15 protein-coding genes are annotated in these 18647 nt (G+C 63.8%); 10 read left to right on the top strand and 5 right to left on the bottom strand.

The window, feature by feature from the left end; all coding sequences use genetic code 11:
* The first annotated feature begins 3 nt into the window (after positions 1-3).
* The 6 genes from BBJ66_RS31145 to BBJ66_RS31120 are packed head-to-tail and all read left to right on the top strand — an operon-like array spanning position 4 to position 9793.
* Entirely contained in the window at positions 4-1194 is a 1191-nt protein-coding gene (locus BBJ66_RS31145; RefSeq protein ID WP_071092998.1) for a type VI secretion system-associated FHA domain protein, read from the top strand.
* On the top strand, positions 1184-2524 hold the full coding sequence (gene tssK, locus BBJ66_RS31140) for a type VI secretion system baseplate subunit TssK (RefSeq protein WP_071092996.1): 1341 nt from the start codon (positions 1184-1186) through the stop codon (positions 2522-2524). Before BBJ66_RS31145 ends, tssK begins: the two co-directional genes overlap by 11 nt.
* A complete protein-coding gene (tssL, locus tag BBJ66_RS31135; protein ID WP_071092994.1) occupies positions 2521-4044 on the top strand; it encodes a type VI secretion system protein TssL, long form in 1524 nt (507 codons plus the stop codon). Before tssK ends, tssL begins: the two co-directional genes overlap by 4 nt.
* Entirely contained in the window at positions 4041-7517 is a 3477-nt protein-coding gene (tssM, locus tag BBJ66_RS31130) for a type VI secretion system membrane subunit TssM (protein ID WP_071092992.1), read from the top strand. The genes tssL and tssM overlap by 4 nt, the downstream gene beginning before the upstream one ends.
* Positions 7518-7527: 10 nt before the next feature.
* Entirely contained in the window at positions 7528-8895 is a 1368-nt protein-coding gene (gene tagF, locus BBJ66_RS31125) for a type VI secretion system-associated protein TagF (RefSeq protein ID WP_071092991.1), read from the top strand.
* Positions 8885-9793 (top strand): serine/threonine-protein kinase, encoded by a 909-nt coding sequence (locus BBJ66_RS31120; RefSeq protein WP_049732075.1) that lies wholly within the window; start codon positions 8885-8887, stop codon positions 9791-9793. Before tagF ends, BBJ66_RS31120 begins: the two co-directional genes overlap by 11 nt.
* On the opposite strand, the gene BBJ66_RS31115 is transcribed toward BBJ66_RS31120, so the two are convergent.
* Positions 9790-10929, bottom strand: coding sequence for a polysaccharide biosynthesis/export family protein (locus BBJ66_RS31115; protein ID WP_071092989.1), 1140 nt, complete (start codon positions 10927-10929; stop codon positions 9790-9792). The two genes, BBJ66_RS31120 and BBJ66_RS31115, sit on opposite strands and share 4 nt — an antisense overlap.
* 206 nt (positions 10930-11135) lie before the next feature.
* Between BBJ66_RS31115 and BBJ66_RS31110 the strand changes: the two genes are divergently transcribed.
* The 4 genes from BBJ66_RS31110 (at position 11136) to BBJ66_RS31095 (ending at position 13230) form a co-directional block, all read left to right on the top strand.
* The gene (locus BBJ66_RS31110; protein WP_071092986.1) at positions 11136-11483 is read left to right on the top strand and encodes a DUF488 domain-containing protein; all 348 of its coding nucleotides are present in this window, start codon (positions 11136-11138) and stop codon (positions 11481-11483) included.
* 149 nt (positions 11484-11632) lie between these two features.
* Positions 11633-12154 carry a DUF4142 domain-containing protein gene (locus BBJ66_RS31105; RefSeq protein WP_071092984.1) on the top strand — a complete coding sequence of 174 codons (522 nt, stop codon included), beginning with the start codon at positions 11633-11635 and terminating at the stop codon, positions 12152-12154.
* A gap of 7 nt (positions 12155-12161) precedes the next feature.
* Positions 12162-12482: a cupredoxin domain-containing protein gene (locus BBJ66_RS31100; RefSeq protein WP_071092981.1), complete on the top strand. Its 321-nt coding sequence runs from the start codon at positions 12162-12164 to the stop codon at positions 12480-12482.
* Positions 12483-12519: 37 nt separating this feature from the next.
* Complete coding sequence (locus tag BBJ66_RS31095) at positions 12520-13230, top strand: RNA polymerase sigma factor (protein ID WP_071092979.1); 711 nt, start codon at positions 12520-12522, stop codon at positions 13228-13230.
* A gap of 37 nt (positions 13231-13267) precedes the next feature.
* On the opposite strand, the gene BBJ66_RS31090 is transcribed toward BBJ66_RS31095, so the two are convergent.
* Genes BBJ66_RS31090 through BBJ66_RS31075 form a run of 4 tightly spaced genes read right to left on the bottom strand, consistent with a single transcriptional unit; the run spans position 13268 to position 18552 of the window.
* Positions 13268-13969: an HpcH/HpaI aldolase family protein gene (locus BBJ66_RS31090; RefSeq protein WP_071092977.1), complete on the bottom strand. Its 702-nt coding sequence runs from the start codon at positions 13967-13969 to the stop codon at positions 13268-13270.
* 10 nt (positions 13970-13979) lie between these two features.
* Positions 13980-14789, bottom strand: coding sequence for an SDR family oxidoreductase (locus tag BBJ66_RS31085; protein ID WP_071092975.1), 810 nt, complete (start codon positions 14787-14789; stop codon positions 13980-13982).
* An 11-nt stretch (positions 14790-14800) separates the two neighbouring features.
* Entirely contained in the window at positions 14801-16477 is a 1677-nt protein-coding gene (locus tag BBJ66_RS31080) for a hydantoinase B/oxoprolinase family protein (protein ID WP_071092973.1), read from the bottom strand.
* 11 nt (positions 16478-16488) lie between these two features.
* Positions 16489-18552 (bottom strand): hydantoinase/oxoprolinase family protein, encoded by a 2064-nt coding sequence (locus BBJ66_RS31075; RefSeq protein ID WP_071092971.1) that lies wholly within the window; start codon positions 18550-18552, stop codon positions 16489-16491.
* Between the last annotated feature and the right edge of the window lie 95 nt (positions 18553-18647).

Here is an 18647-nt window from a genome sequence, read left to right as displayed (position 1 = left end):
AGGATGCGGCTCGAACTGAGAGAGATCACCAGCAATGTGGCAGCGCCGGCCGGCCGCTCGAAATGGTTTTTCGAACGCGGCCGGCGCACGCTCGGCCGGGCGCCCGATTGCGACTGGCAGCTGCCGGAGGATCGGCGCTCCATCTCCAAGCTGCATTGCATCATCGAGCGCGACCGCGAGGGTTTCCTGCTGCGCGACCAGAGCGCCAACGGCTCGCGGGTCGACGGCGTCTCCGTCCATGAAGGCCAGATCGCCAGGCTTTCCGACAGGTCGCGGCTGGAGATGGGCGGACTTGCCTTTTCCGTCCACATATCCGGGGAAAGCGACCGTGAGATCGAGGATCCCGATGCCGGTCTGGTGCTGAGCGACGAACCGCTGACCATTTCCGCGATCCTGGCCGATATCGCTCCGGGCGGCCGGACCGCAAGCGGCATTCTCGGCGAGCGTAGGAGCGACGACTGGGCTTTTCCGGAAAAGAGCGGGAAGAAAGGTGCGGCCTCATCCCGCAATGTCGAGATCGGCTGGAGCGGCCCTCCGGAGATCCGCTCGGTTACCCAGCTTCTGCCGGAGGACTGGAATTCGGAGGAGACCGATTACGGCAGCCACCTGGAGCATGGTTCCGCCACCCATGTCGCCGTCCCGATCGCCCAGCGCCGGGCTACGCCGGTGGTCGAAATCGTCACCGACAACGATCCGCAGGGCGAAACCGAGGATTTTCCAGCGCTTGCGATCGGCCGGCCCGAAGCCTTCGCGGAGCGCCTGGAGCCTTTGCTCAACCGGCTCGAAGAGGCTGTCGAAAATAGCTACGCCGTTTTCGAGATGAAAGTGCCGTCCGCTGCCAGGCAGGCGGATTTCCTGGCCGGCAGCAGGGAGGAAGCGCTCCTTGCCCGCATCGAAATTCTGCTCGGGCAACAGCTGAAGCTCGGTTCCGCGCTCGATGCCGTCGTTCAAGCGGCAGGCCGACTGGAGCCTCGCAGCGTAGAGGCACAGGTGGAGACGAGCCCCTGGGGACTGCCCGGGCGCAGGGAGCAGAGCTATTGGCGGGCCTACCGGGCGCAATTCGAAAAGGACGGCAAAGACCGGTCGTTTCAGGATGTTTTCCGTGACGCGATGACGGATGCAGTGAACGGCAGAGACGCAAGGCTTCGCCCGCAAGACAGGCAGGAAGGAAAAGACGCGCATCATGAGGAATGAGAACCGGGTGGCCTGGAGCGAAGGCATGTTCCTTCGTGTACAGCATTTTCAGCAGGCGGACCGCTGGACCGAGCGGCTCGTTCGCACTGCCACGCAGGGCCTGTCGCCCTATCCCTGGGGCATAGCGGAAATCGGCATCGACCGCGGCGCGCTGGCAATCGGCCAGTTCGCGCTCTCGAACCTGCGCGGCGTCCTGCCCGACGGCACGCCGTTCGAAGCCCCGATCGATACGGACCTGCCGCCGCCGCTCGATCTCGACGAGAACACCAAAAACGCAATCGTCTACCTCGCCCTTCCCGCTCGCCAACCGGGCAAGGCCGATGTGGCATTGAACGGCGGCGCCGCGCGCAACAGTGTCCGTCTCGTGGCTTCGCCCTATGAGGCGCCCGACGCCAATGTCGAGACCGACTTCATGGCGCCGATCGATGTCGGCCGCCTCAGCCTGCGTTACCTCCGGACCGGCGACGAGCTTGCCGGCTACGAGCTGATCGGGCTTGCCAGGATCATCGAGGTGCGTTCCGACAGGGCCGTGATCCTCGACCCGGATTATATCCTGCCGAGCCTCAACTGCACGGCCGCCGGCCGGCTGAACGAGCTGATCACCGAGCTTCTCGGCATCGTGCGCCATCGTGCCGAGGCAATCGCCGAACGGATCGGCGATCCCACCATTCGCGGCACGGCGGAGGTCGGCGACTACCTGCTGCTGCAGATCCTCAACCGCGCCGATCCGATGCTGAAACATATTTCGGCCAATGCGACGCGGACCCACCCAATCGTCTTTTACGAGAACTGCATCCAGCTTGCCGGCGAACTCGCCACCTTCACCACCGAGCGCAAGCGCGCCAGCGACTTCCCGCCCTATCGGCATGACGACCTGAAGGCGACATTTGCTGCGGTTTTCGACGATCTGCGCGCCTCGCTTTCCTCCGTGCTCGAACAGGCGGCCGTGGCGATCGAGCTCGCCGAACGCCGGCATGGTGTCAGGATCGGCACGATCAATGACCGCACGCTGCTCCGGGATGCCGGCTTCGTGCTGGCGGTGCGGGCCGAGATGCCGGCCGAGGACGTGCGCCGCAAGCTGCCGGCGCAGATCAAGGTCGGCCCGGTCGAGCGCATTGCCGACCTCGTCAACGTGGCGCTGCCGGGCATTCCCGTCCGGCCGCTGCCGGTGCTGCCGCGCCAGCTGCCCTATCGCTCCGGCACCATCTATTTCGAACTCGACACCAAGAATCCGCTCTGGAAACAACTCGATACCTCCGGCGCCATCGCCGTGCATCTCGCCGGCGATTTCCCCGGGCTCGAAATCGAACTGTGGGCCCTTAGAGAATGAAGACCGACCCCACCTCCTGGCAGAACCTGCCGACCGTCGTCGAACTTACCGAGGACGGCGCGAAGAAAAAACAATCCGCCCGCAAGATGGCGGAGATGCTGGACGACGTTCTCGATTTTCCCGAAGGCGAGAAAGGAACGAGACCGGCGGGAGCGTCTGCGACGGGCGGAGCATCGGTCGAAACACTCGTCCGGGACTTCCGCTTCGGCGCCGAAGACGTGCCGACCCTGGTGCGCTCGGCGGCACCGCTGCTCAACCTTGCCCATGGCCTGCGCTATACGGAAGAGCAACCTGATATCGATGAACTCAGGGCGGTAGCGATCGCAGCCGTCGGTCGCTACGAGCGGGATCTCGCGAGCGCCCGTATCAGTCCCGAACGGGCGCGCGCCGCCCATTACGTCGTCTGCGCAACGGTCGACGATGTCGTGCTGAGCAAAGCCTGGGGCGTGCGCGCCGGCTGGGCCCGCTCGGGGCTTGTCTCCACCTTCCATATGGACGTGACCGGCGGCGAACGCGTGTTCGACCTGCTCGACCATTTCCACCAGAGCCCCGGCGCCAACAAGGACCTGCTGCTGCTCATCTATCTCTGCCTGTCGCTCGCCTTCGAGGGCCGCACCCGCGTTTCCGCGCGCGGCGGGCTGGAGCTCGCACGCATCCGCGACAGTCTCTATAAGACGCTGCTCGGCCAATATGGCGTCTTCGAGCGCGAGCTTTCCCCGCATTGGAAAGGGGTTTCCGCCCGACACCAGCCGCTGCGCACCGCTGCCGCCCTCTGGACGCTTCTTTCCGTTCTGGCGCTGATCCTGACGTTCGGCTACCTGTTCTTCACGCTCTCGCTGAACCGCGCCTCCGACGGCACTTTCGAGCGTCTTGCCAATCTGCCTCCGCGCGAGACACCGAGCGTGCTGGTCAAGATTCCCGAGCCGCCGCGCGAACCGCCGCCTGTTGTCGTCGCGCAAACGCCGCCGCCACCTCCGCCGCCACAGGTGAAGCCGCCGAGCCGGCTCGACAATCTGCTGGCCTTCCTTCAGCCGGAGGTCGAGAAGAAGCTGGTCACGCTCTCGGATTCGAACGGCCGGCTCCTGGTGCGCATCAGCAACTCAGGTCTGTTTGCGACCGGCAGCGCCGAGGTCAGCGAGAAGTTCCACGATCTCCTGCAGCGCATCGGCGGCGCGCTGGCCGCGGAGAAATTCCGCGCCGTCGTCGTAGGCTATACGGACAATGTGCCGATCCGCACGATCCAGTTCCCCTCCAACTGGCATCTGTCGGAAGCCCGCGCCAAGGCGGTCGGCGACATCCTGGCGTCCTTCACCGGGCCGGGTGCAATCCTGACCGAGGGACGCGCCGACAGCGATCCGATCGCCGGCAACGACACGCAGGAGGGCCGGGAGATGAACCGCCGCACCGAGATCCTTGTGCTGACCGATCCGAGCGAGCAACTGAGCGATGCTGGTCTCAAGACACCGCCGATCGAGGCTGCCCCTGAACTGTCGCCCGCCGCAGGAGGCGCTTCGCGATGAACCCTTTAAGTTATTTCTATACGCTGCGCTCCTATGTGGAGGCCTATGCCGGCCTCCTCGGCCGCCGCTTCATTTCGATCATATGGGTGGCGGCGATCTGCGTCGTCATCTGGTTCTACGGCTATCTTGCCGCCTATGGCGATTTCAAGCCGCTGGCGAGCGCGTCGGCGCGGCTGACGCTGATCGGCATCGTCCTCGCTGCCTGGCTCGCCTATCTCCTCTTCACCGTGATCCGCGACCGCCGCCGCGACAAGCAGCTCGTCGATGGGATCGAGCGGGACGCCGAAGCCGAAGCGGCGGCGAGCCAGCAGGCCGAGGTCGGCGAAATTCATGGCCGGCTCAAAGAAGCGCTGCAGCTCCTGCGCCGCATCACCAAAAGGCGCTTCGGCTATATTTACGAGCTGCCCTGGTACGTCATCTTCGGCGCGCCGGGCTCCGGCAAGACGACGGCGCTCACCAACTCCGGCCTGAAATTCCCGCTCGGCGATGCGCTCGGCAGCAATTCGGTGCAGGGGATCGGCGGCACGCGCAACTGCAATTGGTGGTTCACAGACGAGGCGATCCTCATCGATACCGCCGGCCGCTACACGACGCAGGACGATCTGAACGGCACCGCCAGGGCCGGCTGGGAAGGCTTTCTCGGCCTGCTCAGGAAATACCGCCGTTCGCAGCCGATCAACGGCGCGCTGGTGACGCTGTCGATCGGCGATCTCTTGACACGCGATGCCGAAGCCCAGCGCGAGGAGATCAGGGCGATCCGCCAGCGGCTGTCCGAACTCGACCAGCTCCTGCATGCGCGCGTGCCGGTCTATCTGCTCCTGACCAAGGCCGATCTCCTGACCGGCTTCGTCGAGTTCTTCGACGGTTTCAACAAAAGCGACCGCGAGCAGGTCTGGGGCACGACCTTCGGGCTCGACGAAAGCTACAAGGCATCAAATCTGCCGGAACGCTTCACGGAGGAATTTACCCTGCTGCAGCAGCGCGTCGACGCCATGCTGATCGAGCGCCTGCAGCAGGAGCCCAATCCGGAACTGCGCGGCCGCATCTTCCGCTTCCCGGCCGAGCTCGTCTCTTTGAAAGAGCGCCTGCATGAGGTGATGACCGAGCTTTGCTCCGGTTCGAAACTGGTGGAAGCGCCGCTGTTGCGCGGCATCTATTTCGCCTCCGGCACACAAAGAGACGAGACGGCTGCCGCCCCCCGCATGCGGCGCAGCTATTTCCTTTCGCGCCTCTTCAAGGAGGTGATCTTCGGCGAGGCCTCGCTGGTTGCCCGAGACAAGCGGCTGTCCGGCCGGCAGTTGTTCTTCCGCCGCGCCGCTTACGCAAGCGCGGTGCTGCTGCTGGCCGTGGTGCTGACGAGTTGGACGGCGACCTACTTCCAGAACACCACGGCGCTCGCCGGGGCGGACAGACGCATCGACGCCTATGAGCAGCTGGTGCGCGGCGTGCCGGTGCGCGACGTCTCGGATGCGGATTTCCTGCGCATCCTGCCGGCGCTCGACAATCTCGCCGCCGTCACCACCGATTTCTCCAGGACCCGCGTCTGGCCGGTGAGCCTCGGCCTCGACCAGGAAGGCAAGGTCGCGAGCCGCCAGCGCGAGGCCTATCAGCGGGCGCTGAACACGCTGCTTCTGCCGCGCATGCTGGTGCGGCTCCAGAAGGAGATGACCGAAACCACCGACATCAACAGAACCTTCGACGCGCTGAAACTCTACGGCATGCTCGGCGGTCTCGGCCCGGTGAATGCCGACTTTGCCTCGCTGGAGGCGGAGGACATGTTCACCAGGCTCTATCCCGACGAAGGCAGGGCCGCGGCCCGCAAGGCGCTGATCGCCCATGCCGAAGCCATGGCGCGCGGCGCGCTGCCGCCGATCGAGCTCGACAAGGCACTGATCGCCAAGGCCCGCGCGATCATCCGTTCGCAGAACATCGCCAGCCGCGCCTATGACGTCCTGGCCGAATACCGCCACTCCCGCGCCCTTCCCGGCTGGAGCCCGGCCGGCGCGCTGGGTCCGCTCGGCGAACAGGCATTCGAGCGCAGCTCCAAGGCGCCGCTCAGCGAAAGCATCCCCGGCCTTTTCTCCGCGACCGGCTACCGCACCGTCGTTCTGCCCGAGATCAGCGACGCCGCGCGCGAGGCGCTCGACGAGCAATGGGTGCGCGGCGATCCCAATCCCGCCGGCGTCACGGTCGACACCGTCGCCCAGGCCACACTTCAGCTCTACTTCGACAATTTCGAGCAGCGCTGGTCGACGCTGCTCGCCGATATCAAGGTCAAACCCTCGCAGACGATCGGCGATGCGGCGGAAACCACCCGCATCCTGGCGGGCAAACCGGGACCAGTCGAGACGATCGCGAAATCGATCGCCGCCGCCACCGATCTGCGCGGACCCGGCGCCGAAATCGCCTCGGCCGCCGGCGACAGCCTACCGGATTCCACCACGGCGCTTGCCAGTGCGGCGAATGCGCCCGATCCGTTCGGCCGCCTGCGCGACGCGCTGACGTCGCCGGCTGGTCAGTCGCCGCTTGCCGACCAATCGAAGGAGGCGCCGCGATCGGAGATCGGGGAGCTCGAGCCGATCCTGCAGAGGGTGCAGGAGCAGCTTTCGCGGGCGACGACCTCTACCGCGGAAGTCGCGAAAGTCTTCGACGTCGACAGCCAGCTGACCGACGCCAATCAGGACCTGCTGCAGCAGGCCCGCAAGCTACCCGCACCGGTCGACACCTGGATGGCGGGGCTGGCCGCGGATGTCGGGTCGCTGGCGGTCAAATCCGCCCGTTCGCGCATCAGCGGCGCCTGGGCCGCGGAAGGCGCCGGCTTCTGCTCGAACGTCGTCGCCGGCCGTTATCCCTTCGACCGAAAATCCCCTCGCGACGTGGCGATGAGCGATTTCATCAGGCTGTTCGGCCCCGAAGGGCTGTTCAAGACCTTCTTCAAGGAGAAGCTCGAAGCCTTCGTCGATACCAGCGCCTCGCCATGGGGCTGGAAGGGCACGTTCGGCGCGGCGAGCATTCCGAGCGCGGCGATCGCCCAGTTCGAGAATGCCGACAAGATCAACCGCGCCTTCTTCCCGGCCGGCAGCAAGGATCCGTCGATCACGATCAACATCAAGCCGGTCTCGCTGACCGATGCCGCCAGCGCCGTGATGCTTGAGATCGAAGGCGAACGCGTCGTCTATTTCCACGGCCCGATCCAGTCGAAATCAATCACCTGGCCGTCGACAGAAGCGAGCAACGCTTCGCGCATCGCCTTCCAGCCGGGCGGATGGCAGCAGGCCCTGACGGAGAATGGCGACTGGTCGCCCTTCCGCCTTTTCGACGATGCCAATGTCACAGTGCAGGGCGACGATCTCTTCCGGGCAAAATTTCAGCAGGATGGCCGAGCGGCGGAGTTCGACGTGCAGTTCGGTTCGGTGCTCAATCCATTCCGGCTGGAGGCGCTCGGCGCATTCTCATGCCCGGTGCAATTCTGATCGGCCTGAGATGAACGAGCGCGCCACCCTCGAGCGAAATCCTGCTGAAGCCGACAGGATCGGCTTCTTCGGCAAGCTGCCGAGCCATGGCGATTTCGTTTCGATGGGCTTGGGCCACAACCTGCAATCCGCGCTCGACGCCTGGCTACAAGCCGGGCTGCAAGCGGTGCGGCAGGAACTCGGCGAGGATTGGGAACGCCGGTTTCGCACCATGCCGGCATGGCGTTTCATCGTCGAACGCGGCCTTTGGGGGCCGGCAACCATTGCAGGCGTTCTGCTGCCAAGCCTCGATCGCGTCGGGCGTAGCTTTCCGCTCGTCATCGCCGCCCAGCTTCATGACTTTACCGAGCATCCGCGCCAGCTCTATCTCGACGACACGTGGTTTACGGCGGCCGAGGCAATCGCCGAAAGCTCGGCCAAGCGTGACTTCGACATCAATCATTTCACCGCAAACCTGAAGCGGCTGCGGACCTTGCGTCCGGCCGACCTCGCCGAAAACGAGATACTGCAGGACAGGGCGTCCACCCGAGGCTCGATCTGGTGGCGGATCGACCCTGAGGAGCGGCGGGCAAAGGGGTTTGGTGTCAGCGGCGCCCCGGAGCCGGAGCATTTTCCGAAGCTGCTGCACGACAACTCCCCCGCCGCTTCGGCAGCCCCGCAACCCGAAACAACCCCGCGTCCCGTCATCGTCGAACCGCATCATCCTCTGGTGCTTCAGCACAGCCATGCCACGCATGCCGGCACGCGGCTTACCGTCAATGCCGACGCGCTGCTCGTTTCGGAAACGCCCTCGCTCTTCGCCGTCGCCGATGGCGTCGGTGACGGCAACGCTGCCGCAGATGCCGGCAAGATCGCCGTTCATATCTTGGCCGAAGCTGCCGGGCACGAGACGATCGAGGCCCTGGTACAGGAGGTTAAAGGCAAGCTCGGCCGTGCCCATGGCCTGCTTCAATCGGCCTATCTTTCCGAGAATCGCGAGCCGTCGGCCGCCAGCATCGTCGTGCTGGCCACGCTTCAGGCGAGCTGCGCCTTGCTCTGGGTCGGCGATGCCCGCTGCTATCTGCTGCGGGACGGCATGATGCGCTGCCTCACCCGGGACCATGTGGAGATCGGCCTGAAGCGCACACTGTCGCGCGCCATCGGCCTGCGCGGGCATCTTATTCCCGAAGTCCTCTCCGGCGGATTGCAGGCCGGCGACCGGCTCCTGCTCTGCAGCGCGCCGCTGCCAGGCGCCGTCCCCGAGCGCAGCATCGCCGAAATCCTGCTTTCCGCAAAAATCGAGAAGGCGGCCGATATTCTCGTCCAGGAGGGGTTGATCGCCAATTGCCGCGACAATCTCAGCGCCATCGTGATCGACGTGAAAACCGATGAGCCATGATCTTCAGGATGCGGATTATGAGGAGATCGCGCGACGCTTCTCCCATCTCCGGCAGGCGTTGAATCAGAGCCCAGCCGAGACCAGGAAAATCCTGGTAGACCGGGTCCGGGATGCGCTCGACCGGGGCGAGGCCCGCCTTGGCGATGCCGATGGCGGGATCGTCGCCAACAGCTTCGCGCTCGAAGCGCTGGTCCATGAGGGCGCGCTCACTCAGATCCATCGCGCCCGCCACCGCGATCTCGGAACGGTTCACGCCATCAAGATGCCGCGGCCCGAGCATGCGGCCGATCCCATCCTCAGGAAACTCATGCTGCGTGAGGCTGAAATCGGCATGGCGCTCCGCCATCCCCATATTGCCGCGACGCAGACCGTCCTGCGTCTTGCCGACGGACGCCCTGCCCTTGTCATGGAATGGATCGGAAGCCGGCTCACGGAGCTTTTGCAGCAGAGGCCGCTATCCCTTCGCGAGGTGACATCGGTCATGACGACAATGTTTTCCGGCCTGGAAGCGATCCATGCCGCCGGTTTCGTGCATTGCGACCTGTCGCCGCTCAACCTTCTATCCGCCGAGGACGATTTCTCCCGTTTGAAGATCGCCGATTTCGGCGTGGCGCTGGAGGCAGGACGCCGTCATGACCAATTCGATCTCGCCTTTGCCGGCCGGCCGGATTTCGCCTCTCCCGAACAGACGGCCGGCGAACCGCTCGACGGGCGATCCGATCTCTACTCAGCCGGGCGACTGCTGTCCCTGCTGCTGCGTCATTGCAAGGAACGTGACGAAGGGCTGGAAACGCTGGCCGTCCGCCTGTCCGAACGGGATCCTCAGGAGCGCCCCCAAAATGCGAAGGCCGCCTTGCATCTGCTCGGCGGCCCCGCGAAACGTCTTGTAGAGGTTTAATTTCCGCTCGAACCGGGGATTGGTGCAGCGGCCGTCGGTACGCTCTTCTGGTAGACATTGAAGAGCTTGGCGAAATCGACCAGGCTGGCATTGCTGGCGTAGATGATATCGCCATCCATCATCTGGAAACGCTGCATCAGCGCCAGATTGGAAACGTCCTTCATATTGACGCGGTAGATCACCGGCTTGCTGCTGACCACGACCGGCGCGGCAGTCTTGGCGTTCGCCGCCGCCACCTGCGTATAGACCGGCTGATTGCGCAGCACATAGAAATTGCTCGCATCGGCCCGGTCGTCGAGCAGGCCGCCCGCCCGGCCGAGCGCCTGGGCGAGCGTCAGTCTGCCCGGCTCGAATTCGAACTCGCCGACGCTCTTGAAGGCGCCGAAGGCGGTGAAGGTCGGGGCGTCTTTGTCGACATAGATCTGATCATCCGGCAGCAGGTAGACGTTCTGCTTGCTGTCGTCGATGACGCGCTGCAGCGGCACGGTGGTGCGCTGCTTGCCGCGGATCAACGTGACGTTCGCCGAGCCCGGATCGGAGGCAGCGCCGCCGGCAAGCGCCACCGCGTCAAGCACGCGCTCCTTGCGTGCGGTCAGCGGGAAACGGCCGGCGGAGCGCACGTCGCCATTGACGGTGACGCCGCTGGAGGGCCTGTCGACCACGGTGACGACAGCCTGCGGATTGACGGCCGAACCCTTCAGGCCGGTGACGATGCGTGTCTGCAGCGCCTCGGTCGAGGAATCCACCACGCGCTGTTTGCCGACGAAGGGAAGCGTCACATTGCCTGTCGAATCGACGGTGAAGCGGCCGAGATTGAGGGTCTTGCTCTCAGTCGAGGAGAAAAGCCCATCCTCGCCGGGATCGAGGATCGTCACCTCGATGACGTCGCCGCGCCTGAGTTTCGTATCGGCAAATCCGCTTGAGCGCATGACGGTGAGGCCGGGATCGGAGGCGGCATAGGCAAGCGGGACGGCCGAAACCGAGCCCATCGGCGCTTCCGAAAGCCGGACGACAGGAATCCGCTCGTTGGTTCCAGGTGCCGTGGCGTTGTAGAAGCCACCGGCCGTCGGGCCGTCGGCTGGCCGAGCGCAGGCACTGAGAACTGCAACCAGGACGAACGGCGCCAGCTTTCGCATCACTTATCCTTTTGGCAATATTGGGAGAATCGGAAAATATCAGCGGTAGATGGGCGAGCAATACCAGTTACACGCGAAAAATCAATTGTGACAGCTCAGAGGCAGCCAACTGTGACTAATTGGCAACCATATGTCTTAAGGTGGAACCAGGTCCCTGCTCATCGCTTCGGTCGAAAACTGGTTCTGAAACCAATGCGGCTGAGCAAATGACGGTGCACATCAAGCGAATCTATGAACCAAAGCACGATAAGGACGGCATCCGCATTCTCGTCGACAGGCTCTGGCCGCGCGGACTGAGCAAGCAGGATGCGGCAGTCGATCTCTGGCTGAAGGAGGTGGCGCCGAGCCCGGCGCTGCGCCGCTGGTTCGGGCAAGATCCCGCCAAATGGACAGAGTTCCAGCGCCGCTACCGGGAAGAACTCAAAGAGAACACCTCGGTCGTCGAGGAGATCGAACGCCATATCGGGAAATCGAACGCGACACTTCTCTACGCAGCGAAAGACCTTGAGCACAATCACGCGATCGTGCTTCAGCGCTTCCTCGGTAAAGACTGAAGCATCGGCGGCCGACGCCGATGAGAGGCTGCCGCCCTGTGTAAAAATTTCGGGGAACCTTTTCGACGGATCTGCATCCAATGCCTGCTTCCAAAGACGCGCCGGCGCTGCGGAAGGCATTCCGTCATACGACACAAGGGAGACAGATCATGTTGAAACAGATTTTCGGTGCAGCCCTGATAGCGGCCTCGCTCGGCACGGTTTCGATCGCCGCCGATGCCAAGCCGACCGACCCTCAGATCGCCCATATCGCCTATACCGCGGGGCAGATCGACGTCACCGCCGCTGAACAGGCATTGAAGAAAAGCAAGAATGCCGAAGTCATCGAATTCGCCAAGACGATGGAACGCGATCACAAGGCCGTCAACGATCAGGCGCTCGCCCTCGTCAAGAAGCTGAAGGTGACGCCCGAGGACAACAAGATCAGCCAGTCACTGTCGACTGAGGCAAGCAAGGAACTGACGACGCTCGGCGCTCTCGACGGTGCGGCTTTCGACAAGGCCTATGTCGAAAACGAAGTCGCCTATCACAAGTCGGTCAACTCAGCGCTTTCCACGGTGCTGATCCCGTCGGCTCAGAATAAAGCGCTCAAGTCGCTCCTGGAAACCGGCCTGACCCTGTTCAAGCAGCACCAGATGCATGCCGAGCATCTTGCCTCGATGATGAAGTAGACTTGCGATGCGCTTGCCGATGAAATCGCTGCTGCCGCTGTTTGTGCTGCTCTGGACAGGCAGCGGGTTTGCCGTTGCGGCGGAATATCAGCTGACCATTGCGGGCATGAAATTCAGCGCGCCGCCAGCCGAGCTGCACGTCGGCGATGTGATCGTCTGGCGAAACGATGATATATTCCGGCATACGGCGACGGCACGCGACAAAAGCTTCGACATCGATCTGCCGCCGAAATCGGAGGGCCGCATGCCGATCGGCCGAGCGGGAGCGGTCGATTTCTATTGCCGCTTTCATCCCGCCATGACGGGCACACTGCAGGTCCGGCCATAGGCCGGGCTCCTGGAAAGAGGGCGTAGCGGAGGTTTCCATGACAGCCATTCCGGTTCCGGTCACACGACATCGACCGCTTCCATCGGCGCTTGCCGACGCCGATCTCGTGCCGCTGGCAAAAATCGGCGACGAGCCCGCCATCCGCACCATCATCCAGCGTCACAATCAGCGCCTGTTCCGCACCGCGCGCGCCGTCATCCGCAACGATGCGGAGGCGGAAGATGTCGTCCAAGCCGCCTATATCAAGGCCTTCTCCAATCTGGCGGCATTCCGCGGTGAAGCCGAGCTTTCGACATGGCTGACCCGGATTGCGCTCAACGAGGCGCTGGGCCGGGTGCGCGCCCGAAAGAACACCACCGGGCTGGAGGAGATCGACATGCAGGCGACGTCGGCAAACGGCCAGGTCGTGCAGTTCCCGTCCTCGCTATCCGCGACAGATCCGGAAACCGAGCTGTCGCGAAGCCAGGCGCGGCATCTGCTCGAACAGGCGGTCGACGAACTGCCGGATGACTTTCGCGCCATCTTCGTGCTGCGGGATGTCGAGGGCATGAGCACCGACGAGACCGCATCTCACCTCGGCATAAGACCCGAAACCGCCAAGACGCGGCTGCACCGGGCGCGGAAGATGATGCGTCAGTCGATCGAAAAGCGGCTCTCCGGCGCATTCTCGGCGCTGTTCCCCTTCGATGGCGCCCGCTGCGCCTTCATGGCCGATCGCGTCATCGCGGCGCTTCGCCAGACGTCATGATACGCCGCCATATCGACGGTGCGCCCATGCGCCTGCGCTACGAGGCAAGCGCCTGCCTGACGCCGGCGAGGCCGCGACGCAGGAACGGGTCCGAGTGAATATAGAAGAACTGCACGCCCTTTTTCCGCCAATGCGGCAGTTCCTCGGCGGTCACGAGCGTACCGGCAATCTTGCCCGCAGTACGGATCTTGCCGACGGCGCGGGCGACCTCGTCCGTCACAGCTGCCGGGCGCGGCTCGCCGAACGGCGGAGCCGGCGGATAACCCATATCCTGGGAGAGATCGCCGGGACCGATGAAGAACACGTCGATGCCATCGACACGAAGCATCTCGTCCAGATTGGCGATCGCATCCTGCGTCTCGACCATGGCGATCACCAGCCGCTTTTCGTAATCGGATGGCAGGGCATAACGGACGGCATCGACAATCGCGCGCGCCTGTTCTGAAGTCTCCACCATCGGCACCATGATCCCATCGGCGCCGGCATTCAAATAGCGGATGATGACGGGACGTTCGTGCGAATGCGGGCGGACGATTGCAGCGCCGCCGACCGAGCGGACGATCTGGGAAGTCATCCTGACATCCTCGAAGCTCCAGGTGCCATGCTCGCAGTCGACGAAGACCGAATCCGCACCCAGCTCCACCAGCCGGGCGGCCAGGCCCGAAGAGGAGTGATGGGGCGTAAACATCGAGATGGCTTCGCCGGCCTGCAGCCGGGCACGCAGCTTTGCGCCGTTCATGGTTGTCCTCCTATTTTCTTGATCGCGGCATGTCGGACGTATCGGCCGGCGCGCCGACCCAGCGCGCGGTCTCGATATCGGCCGATGTGTCGCGCATGAAAGTCGGGCAGATGTGAAGCTCCGGGATGACGGCGCCCTTCTGCAGGCTTGCGCAGAGCGCGATCGCCCTCGCCACGTCATGCGGATCGAGCATGACTGCCCGCTCGCTTTCAAGCGGCGGCCGTGCGCGGTTATCCATAATCGGCGTATTGGTTTCGCCGGGAAGGATCGTCGTCGCCCGGATGCCCTGGTTTCGATAGGTGTTGTGAACGAAGGTCATGAAATTCTTCACGCCCGCCTTCGCAGCGCCATAGGCCGCCCCGCCCAGAAGGTTCGGATTGAGAGCGGCAAGCGAAGAGACGGTGATCACCGTGCCGCCGCCATTGGCGATCATGTCGGGCAGGACCGCCTGGGTAAGGTTGAAGACGGCGGTCAGATTGACGTTGACCGTGGAGTTCCACTCTTCTTCGCCGAGGAACCGCGCGTTCAGCACCTTGCTCGCGCTGCCGGCATTGTTGACCAGGATATCGACCGGGCCGATGCCGTCCCTGATCCACTTCACGCTTTCGAAGATTTCCTGCCGCGATTCGATGTTCAGAGGCCGGATAAAGGCCTTGCCGCCCCGCTTCTCGATCAGGCCGGCGACCTCCCGCAGCGGCGCCATCCGGCGGCCTGTGAGAACGATGGTGGCGCCTTCCTCGGCAAGAAGGATCGCGGCTTCGCGACCGATGCCTGTCCCCGCCCCGGTGACGAGCGCGATCTTTCCGTCCAACAGGCCCATGATGGCTCCTCCTATTCCGCGGCCACCGCGGCCGCGCCCTTGTAGCCATATATAAGCTTCGCCGCCTTTTGGGTGATCAGGCCTTCGGCAAGGTCCTGCTCGATCAGGGCGGCCGGCCGCTCGCTCACCCTGCCCCATCCACCGCCGCCCGGCGTTTCGACTTCCAGCCGCTCGCCGGTCTTCAGCACGACCTTGCCCTTCGGGAATTGCGGCCGGCCTTCCTTGCTGACCTTGCCCGGCGTGCCGTCCTGCCCGTCGACGACACCGAAGCAGGGATGCCGGACACGCTCGGATGCGAGATAGATATTCATCGCCGAGCGGCCGAGATTGCGCAGGATGGCCCGCTGCCCCAGGCCGCCGCGATATTTGCCGGCGCCGCCGGAATCGGCGATCAGCTCCTTGCGCTCCATCAGCACGGGCACGGCGATTTCGAACATTTCGACGGCCGTCACCTTGCAGTTCGACGGGAAGCTCAGCGTGTCCAGGCCGTCGAATTCCGCACGGGCGCCCTGGCCGCCGTGGAAATTCTGCACCGATCCGTATTGCGAACCATCATCCCTGCGGCCGACGCAGTTGGCCGCCCATATGGGGGCGCCGCCGCTGTCGCCCATGACCTTGTCGGGCACCACGCCTTCGAGCGCCCGGAAGATCAGGGAGGGGATTGCATGGCCGATCAGGTTGCGGGAATTGCCCGCCGTCCACTGCTCCGGATTGAGAACGGAGCCCAATGGCGCGTCGTCGGTGATCGGCGTGATGCAACCCTCATTGTTCGGCGTATCGGGATCGAGCAGGCATTTCAGCGCATAGACGGAATGGGCGTAGCGATAGTTGGTGCGGCAGTTGATCGAGTGGAGAACCTGATCGGATGTGCCGGCGTAATCCACATGGATGGAATCGTCGCTGACGATGACGGTCGCCTTCAAGGTGATGTCGGTCTCGTAGCCGTCCAGCGTCATCTGCGCCGAATAGCGACCATTCGGCCAGGCCTTGATCGCCTTGCGGGTCTGCGCCTCCGAGCGGGAATGGATCGCCTCTGCGAGCCCGTCGATATCGTCAAGGCCGTATTCATCGAGGAACTTCACCAGTTCGCGGCCCATGACATTGTTGGCGGCGATCATCGATTCCAGATCGCCCTGGACTTCGGTCGGCAGCCGCACCGAAGCGGCGATGATATCGAGAACGTCCTGATTGGGAACGCCGGCCTTGTGCAGTTTGACGATCGGGAAACGGATGCCTTCCTCGAAAATGTCGCTCGCCTCCGAATGAAGCGGCGCCCCGCCGATGTCAGGCAGATGAGCGATCGAGCCGGCATAGGCGACCACCTTGCCGTTCTTGAAGATCGGCGTGATCATCGTCACATCGGGCAGATGACCGGTACCGATCTCCGGATCGTTGGTCGCAAGGACATCGCCTTCGGCAAGCGTCTCGGCCGGAAACTTCGGCAGGAAATATTTCTGGGCCGCGGCCGGCAGCGAGGTGATGAAGACGGGGATGGACCAGGTGCATTGGGCAAGCGCCCGCCCCTTGCTGTCGAGCAGCACGGTGACGTAATCGTGGTTCTCACGGACGATCGGCGAGAAGGCCGTCTTGCCGAGCACGTTGTCGGCCTGGTCGGCGATGAAGATCAAGCGGTTCCACATGACCTGCAGATTGATCGGATCGTTGAAATCGGTAGCGGTCTTCGACATCGGATTTCGCCTTACTGAATGTTGATGACGAGGTTGCCGTTGGCATCGACGTGGAAGACGCCGCTTGGCCCGACGACAGCCGTGGATTCACGCTGCTCGACGATCGCCGGCCCCGTAAATTCCCGATCCACCGGAAGCCGGTAATGGTCGTAGACAGGCGTCTCGGCATAGGCCCCGAGCTCCTGGAAATAGACCTGCCGCTGCCCCTTCAACGCATCGGCGGCATTGACTTCATGAGGCCGGGTCACCCGATCCTTTTCGCCGCTGGCGCGAAGCCGCCAGGTGATGACCTCGACGGACGCGTTGACCGTGCGGCCGAACAGCTCGCGATAGAGCTTGTAGAAATTGGCGAGCAACTGCTTGAGGAATTCTTGCCTCGGCAGGCCGCGATCGGGCAGAACCACCGTGATCTCGTGCCCCTGGCCGACATGGCGCATATCGACCGTATAGCGGTTGGTGATCGTCTCCTTGGCGACACCGGCGGCGGAAACCACTTCGGCGCCCTGCGCAGCCAGATCGTCCAGCAGACGGTCGACCGCGGCGACATCCCAATTATCAACAGGCATCGGATGGCTTGCGGAGAGATCGACGGCGACGGGTGCGATTAACAGGCCGATCGCCGAGGTGACGCCTGCCCCGGTCGGGCAGATGATGCGCTTGATGCCGAGCTTGCGGGCGATCCCATAGGCATGCACCGGGCCGGCGCCGCCGAATGCCACCATCGGCAGCGACCGGGGATCGACACCGAGATCGGTGGCATGCATGGCCGCCGCCTTGCTCATGGATTCATTGACGAGATCGTGAATGCCCCAGGCGCAGCGGTCGACGCTGACATCGAGCGATCTGGCAAGTGCCGCCATCGCTTCGCGCGCGGCGTCCTTCGACACTTTGAAGGAACCGCCGACGAAGGACTCCGTCCCCATATATCCGAGCAGGATATCCGCATCGGTCACCGTCGGCTGCGTGCCGCCGCGCTGATAGGCGGCCGGCCCCGGCATCGCGCCTGCCGAATGCGGGCCGACATCGAGGAGGCCAAGCGGGTTCTTTGCCGCGATCGAACCGCCGCCGGCGCCGATTTCGATCATCTGGATCGACTGAATCTTCAGCGGAAAGCCCGAGCCCTTGCGGAAACGCTGATAGTGAGCGACCTCGAGGTCCGTTCCAACGGTCGGCTCGCCGTTCGGGATCAGGCAAAGCTTGGCGGTGGTGCCACCCATGTCGAAGGAGAGCACGCTTCCCTCGCCGGCGATGCGCCCGAATTCGGCGGCGGCGACGGCACCGGCCGCAGGCCCGGATTCGATCAGGCGGACAGGAAGTTCGGCCGCGCGCCGGCTCGGCACCAGGCCGCCCGACGAGGTCATCCAGAGGACCTGGCGATCGATGCCTTTCGCAGCGAATTCGCGCTGAAGATGGGCAACGTGACCGGCCATCTGCGGGCGGGTATAGGCATTGACGACCGTCGTCGAGGCGCGGTCGAATTCCCGCATCTCAGGGCAGACTTCCGACGACAGCGATACGAAAATATCGGGGTCTTCCTCACGCAACAGGGCTGCCACGCGCTGCTCATGCTGCGGATATTTATAGGCGTGCAGCAGGCATACGGCGACGGAACGGATGCCCCTCTTCTTCAGATGCGATGCGATTTCACGGACGGTCTCTTCCTTGAGTTCGGTCATCACCTCGCCATCGGCCGCGATGCGCTCGACGGCGCCATAGCTGTTCGACCGCGTGACCAGAGGATCCGGGTATTTGATGTTGAGGTCGTAGAGGTCGTAGCGGCCTTCGTTGCGGATGCGCAGCATATCCTGAAAGCCGTCGGTGGTGATGAAGCTGGTCTCGACGCCCTTGCGCTCCAGCACGGCATTCGTCACCACCGTCGTCGCACCCAAAACCTGCAGACGCTCGATCGAGATGGCGGAGGAGAATTGCTCCAGGAGTTCCGACACGCCCTGCACGACGGCTTCGGCCGGGTTCTTCGGCGTGCTCAGCACCTTATGCAGGTGGAGATCACCATTATCATCCAGCAGTGCGAAGTCGGTGAAGGTGCCGCCAGTGTCGAATGCCAGTTTTGCCATGTTTCCCTCGAAGCAACCGTGGTCTCATGCGGTTTCGGAGACCTTCATGTCTTCTGAGGAGGTTATGGGATCGGCGACCGGCTTGGCTAACACAG

Source organism: Rhizobium sp. RSm-3, from assembly GCF_001854685.1.
Taxonomy (GTDB): domain Bacteria; phylum Pseudomonadota; class Alphaproteobacteria; order Rhizobiales; family Rhizobiaceae; genus Rhizobium; species Rhizobium ecuadorense.
This window is presented reverse-complemented; position numbering and strand designations above follow the sequence as displayed.

Bases quoted from the DNA above. Each gene is read 5' to 3' on its own strand.
- BBJ66_RS31090 (WP_071092977.1), bottom strand. From the start codon at position 13,969: ATGAACGGCGCAAAGCTGCGTGCCCGGCTGCAGGCCGGCGAAGCCATC.
- BBJ66_RS31115 (WP_071092989.1), bottom strand. From the start codon at position 10,929: ATGCGAAAGCTGGCGCCGTTCGTCCTGGTTGCAGTTCTCAGTGCCTGC.
- BBJ66_RS31075 (WP_071092971.1), bottom strand. From the start codon at position 18,552: ATGGCAAAACTGGCATTCGACACTGGCGGCACCTTCACCGACTTCGCA.
- BBJ66_RS31095 (WP_071092979.1), top strand. From the start codon at position 12,520: ATGACAGCCATTCCGGTTCCGGTCACACGACATCGACCGCTTCCATCG.
- BBJ66_RS31105 (WP_071092984.1), top strand. From the start codon at position 11,633: ATGTTGAAACAGATTTTCGGTGCAGCCCTGATAGCGGCCTCGCTCGGC.
- tssM (WP_071092992.1), top strand. From the start codon at position 4,041: ATGAACCCTTTAAGTTATTTCTATACGCTGCGCTCCTATGTGGAGGCC.
- BBJ66_RS31080 (WP_071092973.1), bottom strand. From the start codon at position 16,477: ATGTCGAAGACCGCTACCGATTTCAACGATCCGATCAATCTGCAGGTC.
- BBJ66_RS31120 (WP_049732075.1), top strand. From the start codon at position 8,885: ATGAGCCATGATCTTCAGGATGCGGATTATGAGGAGATCGCGCGACGC.
- BBJ66_RS31145 (WP_071092998.1), top strand. From the start codon at position 4: ATGCGGCTCGAACTGAGAGAGATCACCAGCAATGTGGCAGCGCCGGCC.
- BBJ66_RS31085 (WP_071092975.1), bottom strand. From the start codon at position 14,789: ATGGGCCTGTTGGACGGAAAGATCGCGCTCGTCACCGGGGCGGGGACA.
- tagF (WP_071092991.1), top strand. From the start codon at position 7,528: ATGAACGAGCGCGCCACCCTCGAGCGAAATCCTGCTGAAGCCGACAGG.
- tssL (WP_071092994.1), top strand. From the start codon at position 2,521: ATGAAGACCGACCCCACCTCCTGGCAGAACCTGCCGACCGTCGTCGAA.
- BBJ66_RS31100 (WP_071092981.1), top strand. From the start codon at position 12,162: ATGCGCTTGCCGATGAAATCGCTGCTGCCGCTGTTTGTGCTGCTCTGG.
- BBJ66_RS31110 (WP_071092986.1), top strand. From the start codon at position 11,136: ATGACGGTGCACATCAAGCGAATCTATGAACCAAAGCACGATAAGGAC.
- tssK (WP_071092996.1), top strand. From the start codon at position 1,184: ATGAGGAATGAGAACCGGGTGGCCTGGAGCGAAGGCATGTTCCTTCGT.